Source organism: Microcoleus pseudofavosus SVA1_A4, assembly GCF_036700565.1.
GTDB lineage: Bacteria > Cyanobacteriota > Cyanobacteriia > Cyanobacteriales > Microcoleaceae > Microcoleus.
Genome location: NZ_JAUBPE010000008.1, coordinates 43848 through 61669 on the forward strand (window position 1 = coordinate 43848; position 17822 = coordinate 61669).

The window sequence follows — 17822 nt, forward strand, 5'->3', positions numbered from 1 at the left end:
TTTTTATTTATTTTTTATTCCCAAAATGCGGTAGACATTAACTTTTTGTTCCCTCCCTTTTAACGGTAAAGCTCCCCAAGATTCTACTTCAAATTTACCTGCCAGATGCAGTAAGGTTTCTTCTGCAATCAATATCCGGCAAGTGTCCTCTTGCCGATCTTTTTCGCAGCTTTCGAGCCGAGAGGCAATATTTACGCTGTCGCCGATCACTCCATATTCTAAACGGGTTGCGCCTCCCAGACTACCCACCATCACAGGCCCTGTAAAGATGCCTACTCGCATTTTTGCGGACGGTAAACCGCGATCGCTCCAATTTTGATTCATTTGTGGCAAGCGGGAACTGATGGCTAGAGCGCAAGATACGGCGAGGCGAGCATCTTCTGCAATTTCTTCTGGAGTGGTGCGGGGAATGGGTACGCCAAATACTGCCAGCATTCCATCTCCGGTAAATTTATTAATCACGCCTTGATGTGCTTGAACTTCTTGGGCCATTGCTGATAAATACTCATTTAACCAACTCATTACCACTTCTGGTGGTAGTTTTTCGGATATTGTACTAAAACCCTGCAAGTCGGTGAGGACGATGGTAGCAGTAACTTTTTGGCCCGGCAATAACCCTGATTCGAGCAGATGGACGCGCTCTTTCCACAGGGCATTTGCGATCGCCGGTGAAGTTTGTTGTCCTAATAATTTCATCCCAATCTCTTGCTGTTGCTTCGACTGCTCGTACTTATATGTTACTACGACTCCTGGGGTGATTAAAAGTGCCAGGGCAGGGGCTATTAGAGGTATCCACCCCTGTTGAGTGAATAGGAAAAAGGTGAATCCCAATAATGAGCCGAAAGCTGCGATCGCGCTGGCCATGAAACGGGACGCATTTTCTAGCCGCCAAGCTAAACAACCGCCCACTGCACTCCAAACAGCGATCCAGAGCATTTCTTGCCACTCATCCCAATACCAAAATAGCCCTTTGCCGTCTAAAACTGCCCTGAGAATTTGGCTAGTGGCTGTTGCGTGAATTAATACTCCTGGCATCGGGCGGTTTCCGTTTGCAGTAGCGCTGTAAGGGGTGGAAAAGATATCTTTTACAGTTAGGGCTGTAACGCCTATTAGCACTATTTTATCTTTCACCAATTTGGGGTCAACTTTTCCCTCCAATACTTGAGTTAGTGTCACGGTCTGTGCTATATTTTCAGCAGATCGGTAATTGAGTAAGACTTGATAGCCTTGGGCATTAATGTTTTGATAACCTCCTGAGTCCGATCGCAACTTAGAAAATACTGTTTTATTTGCCTTAATTTCTTTTTTTTCTGTTATTTGAGAATCTATTTTTTTGCTATCCAAATAGGCAAAAGCTAGTCGCATTGAAAATGAAGTCAGTGTCGTTTTACCATCGCTAGCAAACATCAAATTGCGACGAAGTATACCGTCTGGATCGACGACTAAATCGTTAAATCCTACCCGCTTTTTTGGTATATTGGGAGGTGGTGGTGCTGGATCTTGCTTAGAGTTACCGATCAAGGTAATGGGGATTACTTTTGGGTTTTTCAATTGAGTTACTAATTCTGCATTCCCCGGTTCGTAGGGAATATTGCGAATCATATCTATGCCAATAGCTGTGGGTTCAAGACGCGCTAATTCTGCGATCGCTTTTGCTAAAGTGCGATCGGAAATCGGCCATTTTTCAATAGTATTAATGTCCCGATCGGTGATTGTTACTACCAGCAACCTAGGGTCAGGGCCCGCATCAGGACGCAACTGCACCATGAGGTCGAAAGCATTTAATTCCAATGGCTGCAACCAGCCTAAATGTCGCACTCCTAATAGAGTTCCCGTTACGACCATGCAGGTAATAGCAAGAGGTTTCAAGTCAGCGAAGGCGAAGGACTGAGTTAAGTTTTGCCAACTCCAGCCTCTATCCCTCAAGTTATGATGAAAGTGATGCAAAAATTTGGGCATATTGATAATTATTTTTTCAACTCTGCGTGAAAAAATGCACCCCATCTTAACTTGCCAAATTTTTAATTTTCCTGTGCAGTTTTGGCGATCGCACTTAATTGCAATCCTTGAGGATAGCTGTTTTCTTCTTTGCTGCGCTTGATGTCGGCGATGGAAATCTGCGGTTTGAGGTATTTTGCCAAAACTTTAACCACGTCGCCCCGATCGATCGTCCCCGCTACTGAACCAATCGGCGAGAGGACGATGATTCGGGGGAGTTGACGGGCTTCCATGCTGTTAATTACTTCTGCGATGGATGCTTTTTCTGAGACTGTGGGGGTTTTTCCCAGGGGTTTCAAAATGTTGTGCAAAGTCTGAATTTGCCACTGGCTGCGTTCTGTGAAGCGGATATCGTCGATCGACACTAAGCCCAAATCTCGCCCGTTGGTCGCAGCAATGTAAAATGGAAACGGATTGACTTCTAACAAATATCGATCTGCAAATTCTCGCAGACTCAAATCTGCATCTACAACTCGAAACTCGCGGCTCATCGCATCGCCAGCTTTAGTTTTTAGTAGGGCTTCTTGCAACGAAGCAAAGCGGCTGTAGGCTAGCGCATTGCGAATCCCAAACCCGCCGATCAGCGCAATCCACAAGCCGCCGTACTCGCGCGCTAACAAGCATAAACTCAGACCGAAAGCAACGGCCAGCCAACCTAAAACTTGTCCTGTTTTTGCCGCCCAGCGAACGCCTGCAAATCGAGAGCCGGTGATTTTCCAAATTGCTGCTTTTAAAACTTGTCCTCCATCCAAAGGCAGGCCGGGAATTAAGTTAAATAATCCCAAAACTAAATTAATTTCTGCTACCCTTTCTGCCACAATTGCAATCAAACTTGTCTGAGGGAGAACTTGAGAACCCAAACCGAGGATTATAAATAGCGCGAAGCTGACGAGAGGGCCGGCAATGGCTACTTGAAAAGCTTGACCGGGAGTTTTTGATTCCGAGTCGATCGATGCAATTCCACCAAATAAGAATAGGGTAATAGAATTAACTTTAATGCCTTGCGACATTGCCGCCAAGCTGTGTCCGAGTTCGTGCAATAGCACGGAAGCAAACAGCAGCAGAGCTATTGCCAAACCAGCACTCCAGGAGAGCGCCGGCCCCCACAAGCTGTAACTGCTGGCGTATTGGCGGGTTGCTAGGGCTAAAATTATAAACCACGAGTAATCTATAAGTAGGGGGATGCCAAATAAAGAGCCGATTCGCCAACCTGTCTGCATGAAAGTTTCCTGCCGCATGAGAGGAAGAAAGAGTTTCTATTATATCTTTTCTTCCCCTTGCTTTTCCCCTTCCCCTGATTTTTAAAGAACTCCGGCGTTACCCAAGCCCAAGATTACTCCAGTCCCTAGCAAGTGGCCGAAGCTGGCTGTTGCTAGCAATTCTGGTATGCCGAAGCCTTTGAACATTCCAGGCACTGCAACGGGTAAAGCTGGGCCCTTGCCTCGGTGTTGCTTGTTTATGCCGTAGTAGCCGATCGCGATCGCCAGCAAGTTGCATAAAATCATTGTCAGTCCTACCAGTGGCGACCACTCCGGCGTTGAGGGAACGGTAGATTGTACGGCTAAGAGCAAAGATGAGTAGATCACGTTTTTACCTTCTGATTTCACAGATAAATTGATTTCCAAGATTATAAAAAGCGGTTTGCATTAAACTAAGATTTGTTTTAATAGTTAACAATTCGTTGATATTTTGATACAAATTCGGAACGGAGGACGAGGAGTGCGGGTAAAAATTTGCGGAATCACTAAATTAGACCAAGGAATTGCGATCGCCAGCTTGGGAGCCCAGGCTTTGGGGTTTATCTGCGTGCCGGCTTCTCCCCGCTATGTCAGCCCGGAAACTATTCGCCTCATTGTCGAGCAGTTGCCGGAAAATGTCGATCGCATCGGCGTTTTTGCAAATACCACAATAAAAAATATCTGTCAAGTAACGGCAGACTCAAATTTAAGCGGGGTGCAGTTGCACGGAGATGAAACAGCGGAATATTGCGATCGGCTGCGCGAGTTTTTGCCGGGAATTGAAATTATCAAAGCCCTGAGAGTTAAGAATCCTGAAACTTTAGCCGCCGCTGCTGTTTACGCTGTTCGTGTCGATACTTTACTCCTGGATGCTTACCATCCAGAGCAATTGGGCGGTACTGGTAAAACGATCGACTGGATGATGTTAGCAGAGTTTAGACCGCAGTGTCCTTGGCTGCTGGCTGGCGGTTTAACAGCGGATAATGTTTTAAATGCAATTGATAGCGCGATCGGCAATAACTTCAGCGGTGTTGACCTTTCTAGCGGCGTAGAAATAGCGCCTGGAGATAAAGATTTGACCAAAGTTGCTCAGTTGTTCGCTAAATTAGCTCAAGTTGCTGGTAATTGCTAATTGATAATATAGCATTACAGATAACGGGTAGGGACAAAGGCTTTCGCCGTGTCCCTACTGTTGTACTTCATAAATCTGGAATACGCTGTATCAAATCCGGGCTTTTTATCCCCTTTATTCTTTAGTCCGCTCGGAGTGGACTTCGTTTGACTCTCGACAGCGGTTTCAACCGCCGATTCCGCTATGGTAATATCTCTTGAAAAACTTTAACTATCGGTTTGATTATGTTAAATTTTAGTGCGATCGCGCTGCTGGGATTGCTGCCGCGGCGCCTCACCCTGGCTTTTTCAACTATTCCCGATTTGACTGATTGGTTGGTTGCAGCAATGCTTGTGTTAGTTTACACTTCGATCGCCCTTCCCGTCGGTTTTTGGTCGGGATTTCTGAAAGTAGACGTGCAAACCTCTGGGCGTACAATTGTAGCAGTGCTGATGGGCTGTTTGTTAAGTCCCGGTATCACCGAGGAATTATTGTTCCGCGTATTGATGCTGCCGCACCCCTCCGAGAATGCTTCTGAGTTAATGCTGTGGTTTTGGGGATGCGCGAGTTTGGCTCTTTTTATAGTTTACCACCCGCTGAACGCGCTGACTTTTTATCCGGTTGGTCGATCGACCTTTATGAATCCAGTATTTTTGCTGCTGGCGGCAATTTTGGGAGGTGCGTGCTCCATCGCGTACCTGCAAAGCGGTTCTATCTGGCCTGCGGTGGCGGTTCACTGGCTGGGAGTGACAGCCTGGCTGCTGCTATTGGGCGGTTACAGGAGGCTGTATGGTTAAATGTAAAAAGTCCAGCACAACCATTTTGTCGGGAGGATCTCAGTAGTGGGTATTATAGGAGCGATCGTAGGTTTTTTGGCAGGGATAGCAGTTGCTTACTGGTTGGTGGAAAAGCGGTTAAACAAGCAAAAGCAAGAATACTTGCAGCAAACTCGCAGAATTACTGAGGAAATAGAATTAGCTCAGATGTCTCGGGTGCAACAAGCTGTCGAATCTCAGCAAGAAGAACGGGAAAATCAGCTTAGAAAAGCTACTGTCGAACATGAAAATTTACTCAGACAAGTTACTACCCAATACGAAAATCAGCTCAAACAAGTTGCGGCTCAATACGAAAATCAGCTCAAACAAGTTCAGGCAGAACGCGACATTCAGCTCCAACAAGTTGCTGGCGCACACCAGCACGAGCTGCGACAAATCAGCGAGGAATTAGAAGCCGCTAACAATGCTAAGCTACAGCAAAATATCCAATCTTTGCAAGCAGAACACGAACATCATTTACTCAGAGTTGCTGACGAATTGCATCAAAATTATCAATCTCAGATCGAGCAACATTTGCAAAGCCTGCAAAACGAACACGAAATTCGATTGAGGCAAACTGCCGAGCAATATGAGAACCGCGAGGTTGAGATGCAGTTAACTATGGAGGCTTTGCAACAGCAATACGAGAGTCAGTTGCAAGCGGCTAACGAGCAGTTGAAAGCTCACGAAGCTCAGATGCAAGCTACTATCAGGTCTTTGCAAGAGCAGTACGAGAGTAATGTACAACAACAAGAAGTGGAGCAACAGTTCAGTCAGTTAAATCCCACAGAATTTGGAGAAGATTTACAACCACAAGAAGTTTGGCAGGAACAGCCAAGGGAGTTAAATCAAACAGAAATTGAACAAGAGTTAAATTACACAAATTTTTCTGAACCAGAATCAATTGATTTACCTCAACCCGAAGCAGCACAACAGCTTCCAATTGCCAGACAAGCACCAAGCTATTCGCTGGCGCAGTTGATGGGATGCGTTCAAAGTCAGGACACAGAAACCCGCAAGTTTGCAGCGTCTGCTTTAGGTAAAATGGCTGCTGCTAATGCTCTGAGAGCAGAAGGTCAGCGAGCAATAGAAACCTTGGGAAAATTAGCTCAAGATTTTCACCCGGAGGTGCGCGAAGCTGCTGTGGAAGCACTAGCAATGATTAAGTCAGAAAAAGTGATTCCGCTGTTGCAAAAAGCTTTGCGAGATACAGATAGCGGTGTGGCCAAATCGGCAAGTGCTGCGCTCAATAAGTTTAAGTTTTATCCGCGCACTCCGGCGGTGAAACCGAAAATTATTGATGTGAAGAGACCCAAACGTTAACCAGTTACTACGATAAATATAGCAATTCTCAATTGCCGACAACACAGGACACAACATTGTTGTGTCCCTACCGATTGCATGGTGCGTCGCTGCGAAATTTTCCAGCGCAGGCAAGTAGATTGTTGATAGCGACGCACCATACAGTATCTACGATAATTTTGGCACACGCGATCGCTTATTTTCGAGTGACCAAAACCCAATCATCAACAGTTTTGACAACCTCCGCGTTATCCAAAGCTAGATGTTTGAGAACGGGTTTTTCCAACAGAAAATAAGGTTGAGGCAGAGATTGCCATTTCTGTTTGAGCGTCGGCGCGTCGGCGACAATAACTTGCCTCTGGCTGTAAAAATTCAGCGACGGACGCGGCAAGCGGTGAGAGGTGAAGACTTCCTGACCGACTGGGGTTCCTTGGCGGACAATTTCGGCGATCGGCTTAACCGGATAATCCTCTGCCAGTTCCCAAACCCAGTGATCGGAAGCGACAAATACTAACAGCGTGACGTAAGTTCCCCAAATTAAAACTAATAGAAACTGCCGATCTTTGCGGTGCAGCAATACGGCCGCCAGTGTCATTGTCAAAGCTACAAACATCAGCATTAACTGCAAATCTCGCTGGGGAGGCGCAACTTGTCCCCCGATCCGTACCCAGCCACTGAAGTACACGCAGCCGACGACAGCAACTAGAGCCAGCACTGCCAAAATCGCGGGATGAGGCAAAAAAGAAATAGCATCAAAATGTTCTTCTGCTTCATCTTTTACCGGCTCTTGCGGCAGCGACATTTGCTCCCAAACTTCAGCGAGATAACTGCCAACCGCTAGAGCAAAAGCTGGATAAACTGGCAAAACATACCAAGGCAATTTAGTATTCATCACAGAAATAGCCAGCAGATATACTCCAGTCCAAACCAATACTAATTTTGACCCGGGAAAATTGCGATTTTCCCAACTAAAATACAGCCCTTGCAGATAAAATAACTGCCACGGCCAAGCTGATTCTAAAATTTCTAAAAGATAATACCAGGGCGGGCCTTTGTGGTGGCCCACAGGTTCCCAAATGCGCCGGAAAGATTGGTTAACTAAATTAGCGTTGATGAAATCTTGGCCGTAGTGCAGCCACTGGGCAAAATACCAAGCAGCTACCGGGAAAGTTCCGATCGCCAATCCGCCCCAAAGATACCCAGAAGTGAGGAGTCGCGGGGTATCCCAAACCAGGAAAATACAGCCGATCGCGCCCAGCAGCAGCCCCAACATGAGGCCCTTAGTCAGGCAAATGAGTCCGAACCCAATCCCCGCCCCCAAAGCGTAGCGCAAGTCGCGGCGCGATCGCAGCAAACACCACACGGAGGCGAGCAAAAAACACAAAACCGGCCCATCCAACATCGCCAAACGTCCGTGCCGCACCACCGGCAACAGCGTCAGGTAAACCAAAGTCGAAAAAATGGCGATCGACCGTCTGGGAAACAACTCCCTACCAATGGCGTAAAGCAGGGGCACGCTGACGGCTGTCAGCATCGCCGGTACCAACCTCGCCGTCAATTCGCTGACACCGCCGGCGGCAAAACACAGCCCCATCAGCCAGTGTACCAGCGGTGGCTTGTTCAAATAAGGCATTGAGCCGATCGTCGGATACAGCCAATTTAAGTTGCCGCGCCAAATTTCGCGGCTTACCTCCGCAGCAATGCCTTCATCCCAATCCCGCAACGCCGCGCCGCCGAGATTCAGCCGGAAAATCAGCACCGCAGCGAACAGAAAAGCCAGCATCCACAGTTTGTCTGTAAAGCTGTCATTCAAACGAGTTTTCGGTTTGCGGCCCGGGAATGGAAAGATTTCTGACATAAATTAATAGAGTTTTTAGCGTCCCAAACTAAAGGTAAACTGAGACAGCAGTTATTTGCGACAAGGAAAATATTATGAACTTGCCTGTAATTATAGATATTATCATTGGCTTAGTGTTTATCTACCTGACGTTAAGCTTGCTAGCTTCGGAAATTCAGGAACTGATTGCTACTGTTTTGCAGTGGCGGGCAGAACATTTAAAAAAGTCGATCGAAGTGCTGATTTCTGGCGGCAGCGAAGGCGCAAAAGATCCGGTGCAATTTCAGCGGGTGGGATATTTAGCCAATGAGATTTACACCAATCCGATTATCAAAGATTTGAATCAGACAGCGAAAGGGATTTTCTCAGAGGGATTCCGCTCTGTGACCCACCGCTTGGGGGATTTTTGCCGCCGAGTTACTGGCATTAAGAATGTTTTCGGCAATAAATCAAGCGGGCCTTCTTATATTCCCGCAGAGAGTTTTTCTGCTAGCCTTTTAGATACTTTAAAGATTTCTATTTTGATGCGCTCGCTCTCTAAAACGCGATTGGAAAGATTTAAAGATTTACAGTTGGCACAAATTCAAATCATTGGAGAGGGTCTGAATCTGCCGGAGTCTACTAAACCGATTATCGAGCAAGAATTTGGCTGGCTGACGGCGGAATTTAATCGCGTTGTTGAAGATTATAAAAACGATTTGGGTAGTTTGAACAACAGCTTGGATCGGATGTCTGAAAAGCTAGGATTTTATATTAATGATTCTCAGGTTTATCTGCCAGAAACCGAGCTGGGAGGGAGAGAATTTCAGAGGCAAATGGCATTTGTTAAGGCGAGTTTTGATAGCGAATTTGAGCGGGAGGCGCTGCGATCGCAACTGCAACCGAGTTTAAGCAATCTGTTAAATACCGTTAGGAAAGTTAGGAAAACTCAGGATACGGTAGCAGAAATTATGGAGGACAAAGAGGACAGTCCGATTTACAAACAAATTCAAGAAACCTTGGACCGTATGCCAGAATCTTTGAAACGCAGCCTTTATATTTTAGCGCAGCGCGCTGAAGGCGGCGGCGGAGATACTCAAGTGCAGTTGCAGCGGTTTCAGAAAGAAATTGAAATTTGGTTTGACCAATCGATGGAGCGTGCTTCTGGCGTTTACAAGCGGAATGCCAGAGGGGTGGCGATTTTGCTCGGAACTGCGATCGCTGTGGCTGCTAATGCTGATAGCATTAATATTATTAATCGGTTGTCGAAGGATTCGATGCTGCGATCGACTGTTAATTTGTACGCTAAGGAGTTGGTGGAAAAAAATGCTAGCACGAAATTAGATAATTTAACAAGTCTGACAAAAGTTCAAAATCAGGTCGATCGAGCTTTGGATAATGTAGCTCTGCCTTTGGGATGGAGCGAACCGAACAGGTTAAAACTAGACACGAAGGGGAATTTATTTTTGCCGGCTTTGATAGCAAAATTGTTTGGTTGGATATTGAGCGGCGTAGCTATTTCTATGGGAGCTAGTTTTTGGTTCGAGGCGCTCAGCAAGATTATTAATATCCGCAATGCAGGGAAGAAACCGCCATCTTCTACAGAATCTTGAGTCGCGCAGTTGCGGGCATATCGACCAACTGTCATACCATTCTAGATTTTAGATTTTAGATTTTAGATGGGAATGAGTGATGAGTATTGGGGTTTGAAGCACGGGCTATCAAGTTGAATTATTTTTTGAAACTGTCACCCTACAGGATACAGGATCGATCGGTAATTACGGGCAGTTGGGGCTGTGGGGGAAAACACGCAGAATATAAATTCCGTGCGATCGCGGATGGCAGTGCCGCAGAAATAGGCGAAACTGATAGGTGGGTTAAATAGCAATAAGCGAAACAAACAAAGTGGCTGTCTGTTTCTGCCAAAAATTTCTTGATGGTACCCGCCACGTGATTTATCCGTGGAATCAATCCAAAATCTAAAATCTAAAATCCTCAAGCCCCCGAATTTATCCGTGGGGTCAATCCAAAATCTAAAATCTAAAATCTAAAATCGAATGACGGTCTGACTCCAGGGGTGCATCTACCACTCAACACCCTTTTGGAACACGAAATATGTTGGCTTCTTTGACGGAAATCAATCACGCCTCGGAATACCGAAATCCCCCATCCAGAAGCTTTGTATTCACTGAATCCAGTATCAATGACAATAGATATTTTGTTTCTGGGATTTTGGCTGATGAAGAAGTAATTTTAGTCAACTCCAACTCTGACGGGATCGAGCAAATTACCTCGGCACTTCAAAAATATGCCTCTATCCTTGGAGAGATTGACAAAGTTTGCACAATTTGTACTGACAGCTCGGGCAAACAGCAATTAGCCTCTGTTATCCTCAGTTCAGATTATCTCGAACCATACAAAAGCCAATTGCCAAAATGGGACTGTTCCCTGAGTGAAAAAAGCGGACTTGGTTCATGTTATGCCGATCGAGAAAGTGACACACTCGGCAACGGCCGCGCGCGCGATCGGCTGTTTAGTAATCAGGAGAGCGATGCAATAATCGATCCTATCAACTCCCGCTCAATAATTATAATAACGTTTGCAGTGACGGCCCAAGTCCTCAAAGTGCCGCACCAGCGCCCAAACAACTTGAGTGCGATCGATTGACAGGCACTTAATATCAGACTATTTTGACTTTTAGTAAATGCCACAAAACCAACTCGATATCAGTATTTTGGTGTCTCGAAAATCTAGCGCATAACTTCAAAGCCTATCTAATTATTCAAAATGTATATAAGTCGGTTTTAAATGGGTAAAGTGCGCCCTGCGTACCCTACATATAGAGGTTATACATAAGTGCTTTACATATAATTAAGAGGGGTTATTCAGGAGGTAATTACCCTAGACACATTTTCTAACGCCTGAAATAATGGCTAGATTTAGCCACATAATGTCGCCAAAAAATCGGCTGGTAGAAGCGGGATTTATTTGAAAATTCCCGCTAATTTTTGTTATCTATTCCCCAGCGCTTGCGGCAAAAAATCCCAGCCACTACAAGCGCCAACAGGTAAATCAGGATAAAAAAAAATAAAAAAAAATATTTATTAAATTGACACACGCGCCAAATTAGGTGTTAAGATGTAATCAAATAAAGCTGATGAGATTACTCCGGGGCTGTATCTACCAGTAATGCCATTAATGGAGTATAAAATATGAGTTCTACGTTCGCTCAACTCAACTCACAATCTTCTTTGGAAAAACTGCCCCCGCGTTCCTTAGTCTTCATTGATTCCGGCGTGGAAGATTACGAGTCAATTGCAGCGGGAGTGCTGCCGGGACAGCAGGTAGTAATACTCGATCGCAGCAAAAACGGCATCGAACAGATCACCTCTGAAATTGAAAAATACGCCTCTACCAACGGGGCGATCGACTCGGTTCACATCATTTCTCACGGCAGTTCTGGCAGCCTGCAACTCGGCAATGCCGCTCTGGGTTCAGATAATATAGAGCAATACAAAAGCCAGTTGGAAAAGTGGCAAACTTCACTAGCCCCACAAGCAGACATCATGCTGTACGGCTGCGACGTAGCAGCAGGTACAGGCGCTAATTTCGTTGACAAATTCAGTCAATTAACCGGGGCTGACGTTGCAGCATCTACCAACATCACCGGCAGAGACGGCGACTGGAATTTAGAATTTGCTAAGGGTCAAATTGAATCTCCCTTAGCCTTGAGCCCGGAGGCGATGGCAAATTACCGAGGTGATTTAGCTACTATCGTCGTAGCCAACAATAGCGATAGCGGGCCCGGTTCTTTAAGAGCTGCGATCGCCACCGCTGTTGCAGGCGATACAATTACCTTCGCTCCAGGTTTAGCCGGCCAAACCATTACCCTCACCAGCGGTCAACTCGATATTCCCGTTGGCAAAAATATCACCATTGACGGTGCCGCCGCAGCCGGTTTAACCGTCAGCGGCAACAACGCATCCCGCGCCTTTTTTGTCAATGCAAACGTTGCGACTGCTACGAGTTTTGCCGTCAAAAATCTCACTATTACCAACGGCAAAACCACCGATACAGGTGGCGCGATCGGCACAACTGACGAAGTAAACCTCACAGTAGACAATGTTCAGTTCAACAATAACGTCGCCGATAAAGGCGGTGGCGCAATTTTTGGCAATTTCAACAATACTCTGACTGTTACCAACAGTAAATTCAACGGCAACATCGCCACGGCAGGTAATGACGAACGCGGTGCAGGTGCGATCGGCTTTTTGAGTTCCAAAGCTTTTACAGTCACCAACAGCGACTTCACCAACAACAAGGGAATTAACGGTGGGGCAATTAACAGCCTTCAGGGCAAGTTAACGATTGACAACTCGCGATTCACCGGCAACGACACCACCGCAGCCTCTTACGCAACAGGGCAAGGTAATCCTGGTTTAAGGGGTAACGGTGGTGCTATTTACACAGACAGAGCCAGCAATCCGAGCGAAGCTTCCGGCACAATCAAGATTACCAATAGCGTATTTCAAGACAATAAAGGTCGAGGTGAAGGAGGCGCAGCTTATCTGTTCACCGGCAGCCAAGACAAGGTAATTTTGGAAAATACCACCTTCCAAAATAACGAAGTTATGGCGCTCACAGGCAGCCCCAATGGTGGAAATCCTGGAAATGGTGGTGCGGTAACGATTTTGAGCGACCAAACCAACCAGGGATTGACTATTACCAACACCACCTTCGCGGGCAACAAAGCCAATAATCAAGGTGGTGGCCTGTGGATGCGAAATGCCCCTGCTACGATTACCAACAGTACGTTTTCTGGCAACTCCACGGCGTTTGCTGCTGATGATTACAACAAACTCGGCGGTGCAATGGCTCTTGGTGCACCCACGACTATTGTCAACACGACGATCGCCGATAATTCTGCAGGCTGGGTTGGTGGAGGTATCTTCGCCGATGCCAATAATGTCAGCCTCAAAAACACGATTTTTTCCAACAATACAGCGGCTAACGGAGGAAACCCTTGGGGAATTCAGCAACACGTCACCGCGCAATATAGCGATCTAGGAGGGAATTTTCAGTGGCCGCCCAAAAACCCCAATGACGGAAGCGATGTCAATGCGACGGCAAGTGTGACGATCGCAGACCCCTTACTCGGCCCTTTGCAAAACCTCAACGGCGCTTTAGTCAGGCCGCTGCTGACAGGAAGTCCGGCAATTGATAAAGGGATTGCCACCGGCGCACCGGCTACGGATCAGCGCGGCGTGACTCGCCCTCAAGATGGTGACAGCATTCCAGGTGCGATCGCGGACAGCGGCTCTTTTGAATTCGGAGGTACTGTCCTCCCGACACCGACTCCAACTCCGACACCAACACCCGCGCCAACTCCAACACCCGCGCCAACTCCGACGCCGACACCCACACCGGCGCCGACTCCGACACCCGCGCCAACTCCGACACCCACACCGACTGAGACTCCGACTCCGACACCCGCGCCAACTCCTACTCCTACTCCTACTCCGGCGCCGACTCCTACTCCCACACCCACACCGGCGCCGACTCCTACACCCGCGCCAACTCCTACTCCCACACCCACACCGGCGCCGACTCCTACACCCGCGCCAACTCCTACTCCCACACCCACACCGGCGCCGACTCCTACTCCAGCGCCAACTCCTACTCCTACTCCCACACCGGCGCCAACGCCGACGCCTACACCTATCGGCGCCCCCGAATTTAACCTTGCAGCCGTCACTCCCAACCCCGTTAACCAAACCCTCAACGGTGGTGATACAGACGATTTCATCGCGGGCGGCCGCATTAACGAAGCCATCAACGGACTTGGGGGCAATGACAGCCTCTACGGCTTGGGAGGCAACGACAACATTGACGGCGGTGCTGGCAACGACTTAATCTACGGCAATGAAGGCACCGATTTGGCCCAAGGCGGTGCTGGCAACGATAGCATCTACGGTGGCAAAGATAATGACACTATTGTTGGCGGAGATGGCGACGACTTTTTGAGGGGAGATTTCGGCAGCGATACTGTTGCCGGCGGCCTTGGCAGCGATACAATTTTCGGCGGCAAAGATGACGATATTTTGTTCGGCGAAGATGGCGACGACTACATTTTAGGCAACCTAGGAAATGACACAATTAATGGGGGAAACGGCAACGATATTGCGTTTGGCAATGAAGGTGCAGACCAGATTTTTGGGTTATTGGGAAATGACACGCTTTACGGCGGCAAAGAAAACGACACTCTCGATGGCGGTGAGGGCAACGACTTGCTGTTCGCCGGCAATGAAAACGATGTGCTGTTCGGCGACACCGATAACGATACGCTTTACGGCGGTAAGGGTAATGATATCCTCACCGGCGGTGCTGGTTCCGATTTCCTTTCCGGCGATGTTGGGGACGATACTTTGACTGGCGGTTCTGGTAATGACGTGTTTTTCCTAACCCGAAATCTGGGCAGCGATACGATTACTGATTTCCGCAAGGGTGAGGATTTAATTGGGTTGAATCCTGGTTTGAGTTTCAATCAACTCAGCATCACTTCTAGCAACAATCAAACTTTGATTAGCGTCACTGGCACTAATCAATTGTTAGCGAAGCTTAACGATGTTGCGCCCGGTACTCTCACCGCTAGCGATTTCACTCAGGTAACAATCTAACTGCCTCTGGTAGGGTGCGCGTTGCGCACCTTACTACTGGGGGAACATCGCGTAGGATTCACAACGCGCACGGCCCGAATAAAGCAAGCTTTCTCAAAAACTCAATTTCGGATTTTTCGGAACTTTTTGCGATCGGGTAAACAGGTTAAATTAACCAAGCATTTAATGCGAATTTTATTGTATAAGGCAATACGGTTCAGTTAGTGCTAAAAAACCTGGCCGTGCGTAGGTTGGGCCCTTGGAACGAACCCTCCGTTTCACTCGTCCCAACATTTTAGCTACAATTTTCCTTAACTGAACTGTATTGTGGTATAAGGTACGAGCTAGAGCAATTCTGAGGAATTCGCAACCGCAGATATCTTTTCTGAACTTATCCAAACTAAGGGTAAAAAATGAATGGTTTGATTCGCTACTTATATCGGTGAGGTGCACATTGCAAACCTGCAATATAGAGGTTCTGCGTCCAGGATTGTTTGCATTACATCCTCTGCGGTTAATTGCTATAAAACTCGCAGCCGCAACAGACCAAAACTTGCATACGGATACAAGTACCGGATTTCAATCATGGAGAACAACAAACTTTTCTCCTTAATGGGAATCCCCCAGATTTATCGCTGAGTTCTTCATTCTGCCTGCTGCCTTCAGCATCTCTCACCTTCTGCTTTCAAGGTGAATCTACAGCAAACAGCAAACATTTTCATAGGGTATGCGAAATGAGTTCAAATTTTGCCAGTATTGATTCGCAATCTGTTATCCGCAATTCTCGTCCTAAATCAATTGTATTCATTGACTCAGACTTAGATGACTATCAAAGTCTTGCCAGCGGCGTGCTTCCCGGTGCAGAGACAATCATTTTAGATAAAAATGGCAACGGAGTCGAGCAAATTACGGCCAAACTGCAAACAATCGCTGCGGCGGGCGGAAGTTTAGACCAAGTTCACATTTTTTCTCACGGCAATTCTGGCAGCTTGCAGCTTGGTTCTGCGACGTTGAATTCGGATAATTTGCCACAATATGAAAGTCTGTTGCAAGGGTGGCGAAATGCGCTGAGCGAAAAAGCTGATATCGTGCTTTACGGTTGCGATGTTGCTGCGGGTTCGGGTAGTGATTTTGTCGATCGCCTGGGCGAGTTAACCGGGGCTGATATTGCCGCATCTAGCGATCGCACTGGCCGCGGTGGTAACTGGAATTTGGAGTTTGCCAAAGGGGATATTGAAGCGCCCTTAGCTCTGAATCCACAGGCAATGGCGGATTACCGAGGGACTTTAGCAACTATTACCGTTACCAACAATAATGATAGCGGGCCTGGTTCCTTGAGAAGTGCGATCGCCTCCGCAGCAGCCGGCGATACCATTCAATTTGCCTCCAGTCTTGCCAGCCAAACAATTACTCTCTCGAACGGTCAACTTGTCATCAACAAAAACTTGACAATTGATGCAACTGGTGCTACCAATTTAACCATCAGTGGCAACAACACTTCGCGGGTAATATTCACAGAAGGTTCAACCAATGTTACTCTAAAAAACCTGATTGTTGCCAACGGCAAAGTTTCTGGAACCGATCCGAATAATGAGGCAACTAGCAGCGGCGGTGGCATTCAAACGGGAGGTAACAGCACTTTAACTTTAGAAAATTGCCAAGTCAACAATAATGTTGCCGGTTTTGGTGGCGGCATTTACACGGGTTTCCGCAGCACGACAACTGTAACTAACAGCAAGTTTAGTGGCAATGACGGTTCTTTGGCTAACAATACCGAACGCGGTGGCGGCGCGATCGCAACTAAAAGCGGCGGTTCTCTGACTATCAGAGATAGCGAATTTACCAACAACAAAGGCAGCTACGGCGGAGCTGTTAATAACCTGTTGGGCAGCATGACGATCGAAAACTCTAAATTCACCGGCAACCGCACAGACAAAGGCCCTGGTGGGGCAGTTTACGTCGATGGCGCTAATGCTTCGGGCTCCAATGCAACTCCCGGCCCGGTGGGCGGAAATATTGCCATCCGCAACAGCGTTTTTGATGGCAATATCGGGACAGGAGAAGGAGGAGGAGCCTTTTTGTTTGGTTATTTCCAAGATAAAGTGGTTTTGGAAAACAGCACTTTTATTAACAATAAAGCTGTAAAGAATTCATCGGGAAGTGGAGGTTCTGGAGGTGGAGTCCGCCACGGAAATGTTGATTTAACGGTGACAAATACTACTTTTGCAAACAATACAGCCGATGATAACGGCGGCGGTTTGTGGTTGGGAGAAGACGGGAAAGTCAGCGTTGTTAACAGTACATTTTCCGGCAACAGCGCTGCTAAGCAGGGCGGGGGAATGGTTGTCGGTAACAGAGATTCCTTTTCAACTAACATCGTCAATTCGACTTTTGCTAAGAATACCGCTGGGGAATATTCGGGAGGTATTGCTACTTTTGGGAATCAGCCAATTACTGTCAAAAATTCGATTTTTGATAGCAACACGGCGGGTAATCCTTTTAAGGTTAAGCAGCAAACTGGACGGCAACTGATTGACGGGGGAAACAATCTTCAATTTCCTGCTAAACTCACGACGGGCGATCCTAACGACAATAATGTTACGGCAAATGTGACGATCGCAGATCCGAAACTCGGCCTTTTGCAAAATATCAACGGTGCTTTCGTGCTGCCGTTGCTAGTAGGAAGTCCAGCCATTGATACCGGTACTGGTGCAGGCGCGCCGGCTACGGATCAGCGCGGTGTGACTCGCCCGGCTGATGGTGATGGTAACGGAAGTTCGATCGTTGATATCGGCGCTTACGAATTTAACGGTACTGTCACGCCGACACCCACGCCGACACCCACGCCGACACCCACACCCACACCGACACCCACACCCACACCGA

At 47.3% G+C, this 17822-nt stretch carries 12 protein-coding genes; 8 read left to right on the forward strand and 4 right to left on the reverse strand.

Annotated elements, in window-relative coordinates; genetic code table 11:
- Positions 1-3: 3 nt before the first annotated feature.
- The 3 genes from QUA02_RS05580 to psaK all read right to left on the reverse strand — a co-directional run bounded on the left by QUA02_RS05580 (position 4) and on the right by psaK (position 3584).
- Positions 4-1959, reverse strand: coding sequence for a CHASE2 domain-containing protein (locus tag QUA02_RS05580; protein WP_333025920.1), 1956 nt, complete (start codon positions 1957-1959; stop codon positions 4-6).
- Between the two features lie 62 nt (positions 1960-2021).
- Positions 2022-3218 (reverse strand): site-2 protease family protein, encoded by a 1197-nt coding sequence (locus tag QUA02_RS05585; RefSeq protein ID WP_333025921.1) that lies wholly within the window; start codon positions 3216-3218, stop codon positions 2022-2024.
- An 81-nt stretch (positions 3219-3299) separates the two neighbouring features.
- Positions 3300-3584, reverse strand: coding sequence for a photosystem I reaction center subunit PsaK (gene psaK, locus QUA02_RS05590; RefSeq protein ID WP_333025922.1), 285 nt, complete (start codon positions 3582-3584; stop codon positions 3300-3302).
- Positions 3585-3717: 133 nt separating this feature from the next.
- On the opposite strand from psaK, the gene QUA02_RS05595 reads away from it, so the two are divergent.
- The 3 genes from QUA02_RS05595 to QUA02_RS05605 all read left to right on the forward strand — a co-directional run bounded on the left by QUA02_RS05595 (position 3718) and on the right by QUA02_RS05605 (position 6485).
- Positions 3718-4368: a phosphoribosylanthranilate isomerase gene (locus QUA02_RS05595; RefSeq protein WP_333025990.1), complete on the forward strand. Its 651-nt coding sequence runs from the start codon at positions 3718-3720 to the stop codon at positions 4366-4368.
- Positions 4369-4592: 224 nt separating this feature from the next.
- On the forward strand, positions 4593-5144 hold the full coding sequence (locus tag QUA02_RS05600; RefSeq protein WP_333025923.1) for a CPBP family glutamic-type intramembrane protease: 552 nt from the start codon (positions 4593-4595) through the stop codon (positions 5142-5144).
- A 45-nt stretch (positions 5145-5189) separates the two neighbouring features.
- Positions 5190-6485, forward strand: a complete 1296-nt coding sequence (locus QUA02_RS05605; RefSeq protein ID WP_333025924.1) for a HEAT repeat domain-containing protein — start codon at positions 5190-5192, stop codon at positions 6483-6485.
- A 175-nt stretch (positions 6486-6660) separates the two neighbouring features.
- On the opposite strand, the gene QUA02_RS05610 is transcribed toward QUA02_RS05605, so the two are convergent.
- Positions 6661-8322 (reverse strand): ArnT family glycosyltransferase, encoded by a 1662-nt coding sequence (locus tag QUA02_RS05610; RefSeq protein WP_333025925.1) that lies wholly within the window; start codon positions 8320-8322, stop codon positions 6661-6663.
- Between the two features lie 74 nt (positions 8323-8396).
- Between QUA02_RS05610 and QUA02_RS05615 the strand changes: the two genes are divergently transcribed.
- From QUA02_RS05615 to QUA02_RS05635, 5 genes are all read left to right on the forward strand, one after another.
- Complete coding sequence (locus QUA02_RS05615) at positions 8397-9893, forward strand: hypothetical protein (RefSeq protein ID WP_333025926.1); 1497 nt, start codon at positions 8397-8399, stop codon at positions 9891-9893.
- A gap of 125 nt (positions 9894-10018) precedes the next feature.
- A complete protein-coding gene (locus QUA02_RS05620) occupies positions 10019-10165 on the forward strand; it encodes a hypothetical protein (RefSeq protein WP_333025927.1) in 147 nt (48 codons plus the stop codon).
- A 230-nt stretch (positions 10166-10395) separates the two neighbouring features.
- Positions 10396-10947 carry a DUF4347 domain-containing protein gene (locus QUA02_RS05625; protein WP_333025928.1) on the forward strand — a complete coding sequence of 184 codons (552 nt, stop codon included), beginning with the start codon at positions 10396-10398 and terminating at the stop codon, positions 10945-10947.
- A gap of 545 nt (positions 10948-11492) precedes the next feature.
- Positions 11493-14957: a DUF4347 domain-containing protein gene (locus QUA02_RS05630; protein ID WP_333025929.1), complete on the forward strand. Its 3465-nt coding sequence runs from the start codon at positions 11493-11495 to the stop codon at positions 14955-14957.
- A gap of 713 nt (positions 14958-15670) precedes the next feature.
- Positions 15671-17822: DUF4347 domain-containing protein (locus QUA02_RS05635; RefSeq protein ID WP_333025930.1), on the forward strand; the 2152-nt coding region annotated here is incomplete at its 3' end.

Bases quoted from the DNA above. Each gene is read 5' to 3' on its own strand.
- QUA02_RS05580 (WP_333025920.1), bottom strand. From the start codon at position 1,959: ATGCCCAAATTTTTGCATCACTTTCATCATAACTTGAGGGATAGAGGC.
- QUA02_RS05585 (WP_333025921.1), bottom strand. From the start codon at position 3,218: ATGCAGACAGGTTGGCGAATCGGCTCTTTATTTGGCATCCCCCTACTT.
- QUA02_RS05600 (WP_333025923.1), top strand. From the start codon at position 4,593: ATGTTAAATTTTAGTGCGATCGCGCTGCTGGGATTGCTGCCGCGGCGC.
- QUA02_RS05610 (WP_333025925.1), bottom strand. From the start codon at position 8,322: ATGTCAGAAATCTTTCCATTCCCGGGCCGCAAACCGAAAACTCGTTTG.
- QUA02_RS05615 (WP_333025926.1), top strand. From the start codon at position 8,397: ATGAACTTGCCTGTAATTATAGATATTATCATTGGCTTAGTGTTTATC.
- QUA02_RS05625 (WP_333025928.1), top strand. From the start codon at position 10,396: ATGTTGGCTTCTTTGACGGAAATCAATCACGCCTCGGAATACCGAAAT.
- QUA02_RS05630 (WP_333025929.1), top strand. From the start codon at position 11,493: ATGAGTTCTACGTTCGCTCAACTCAACTCACAATCTTCTTTGGAAAAA.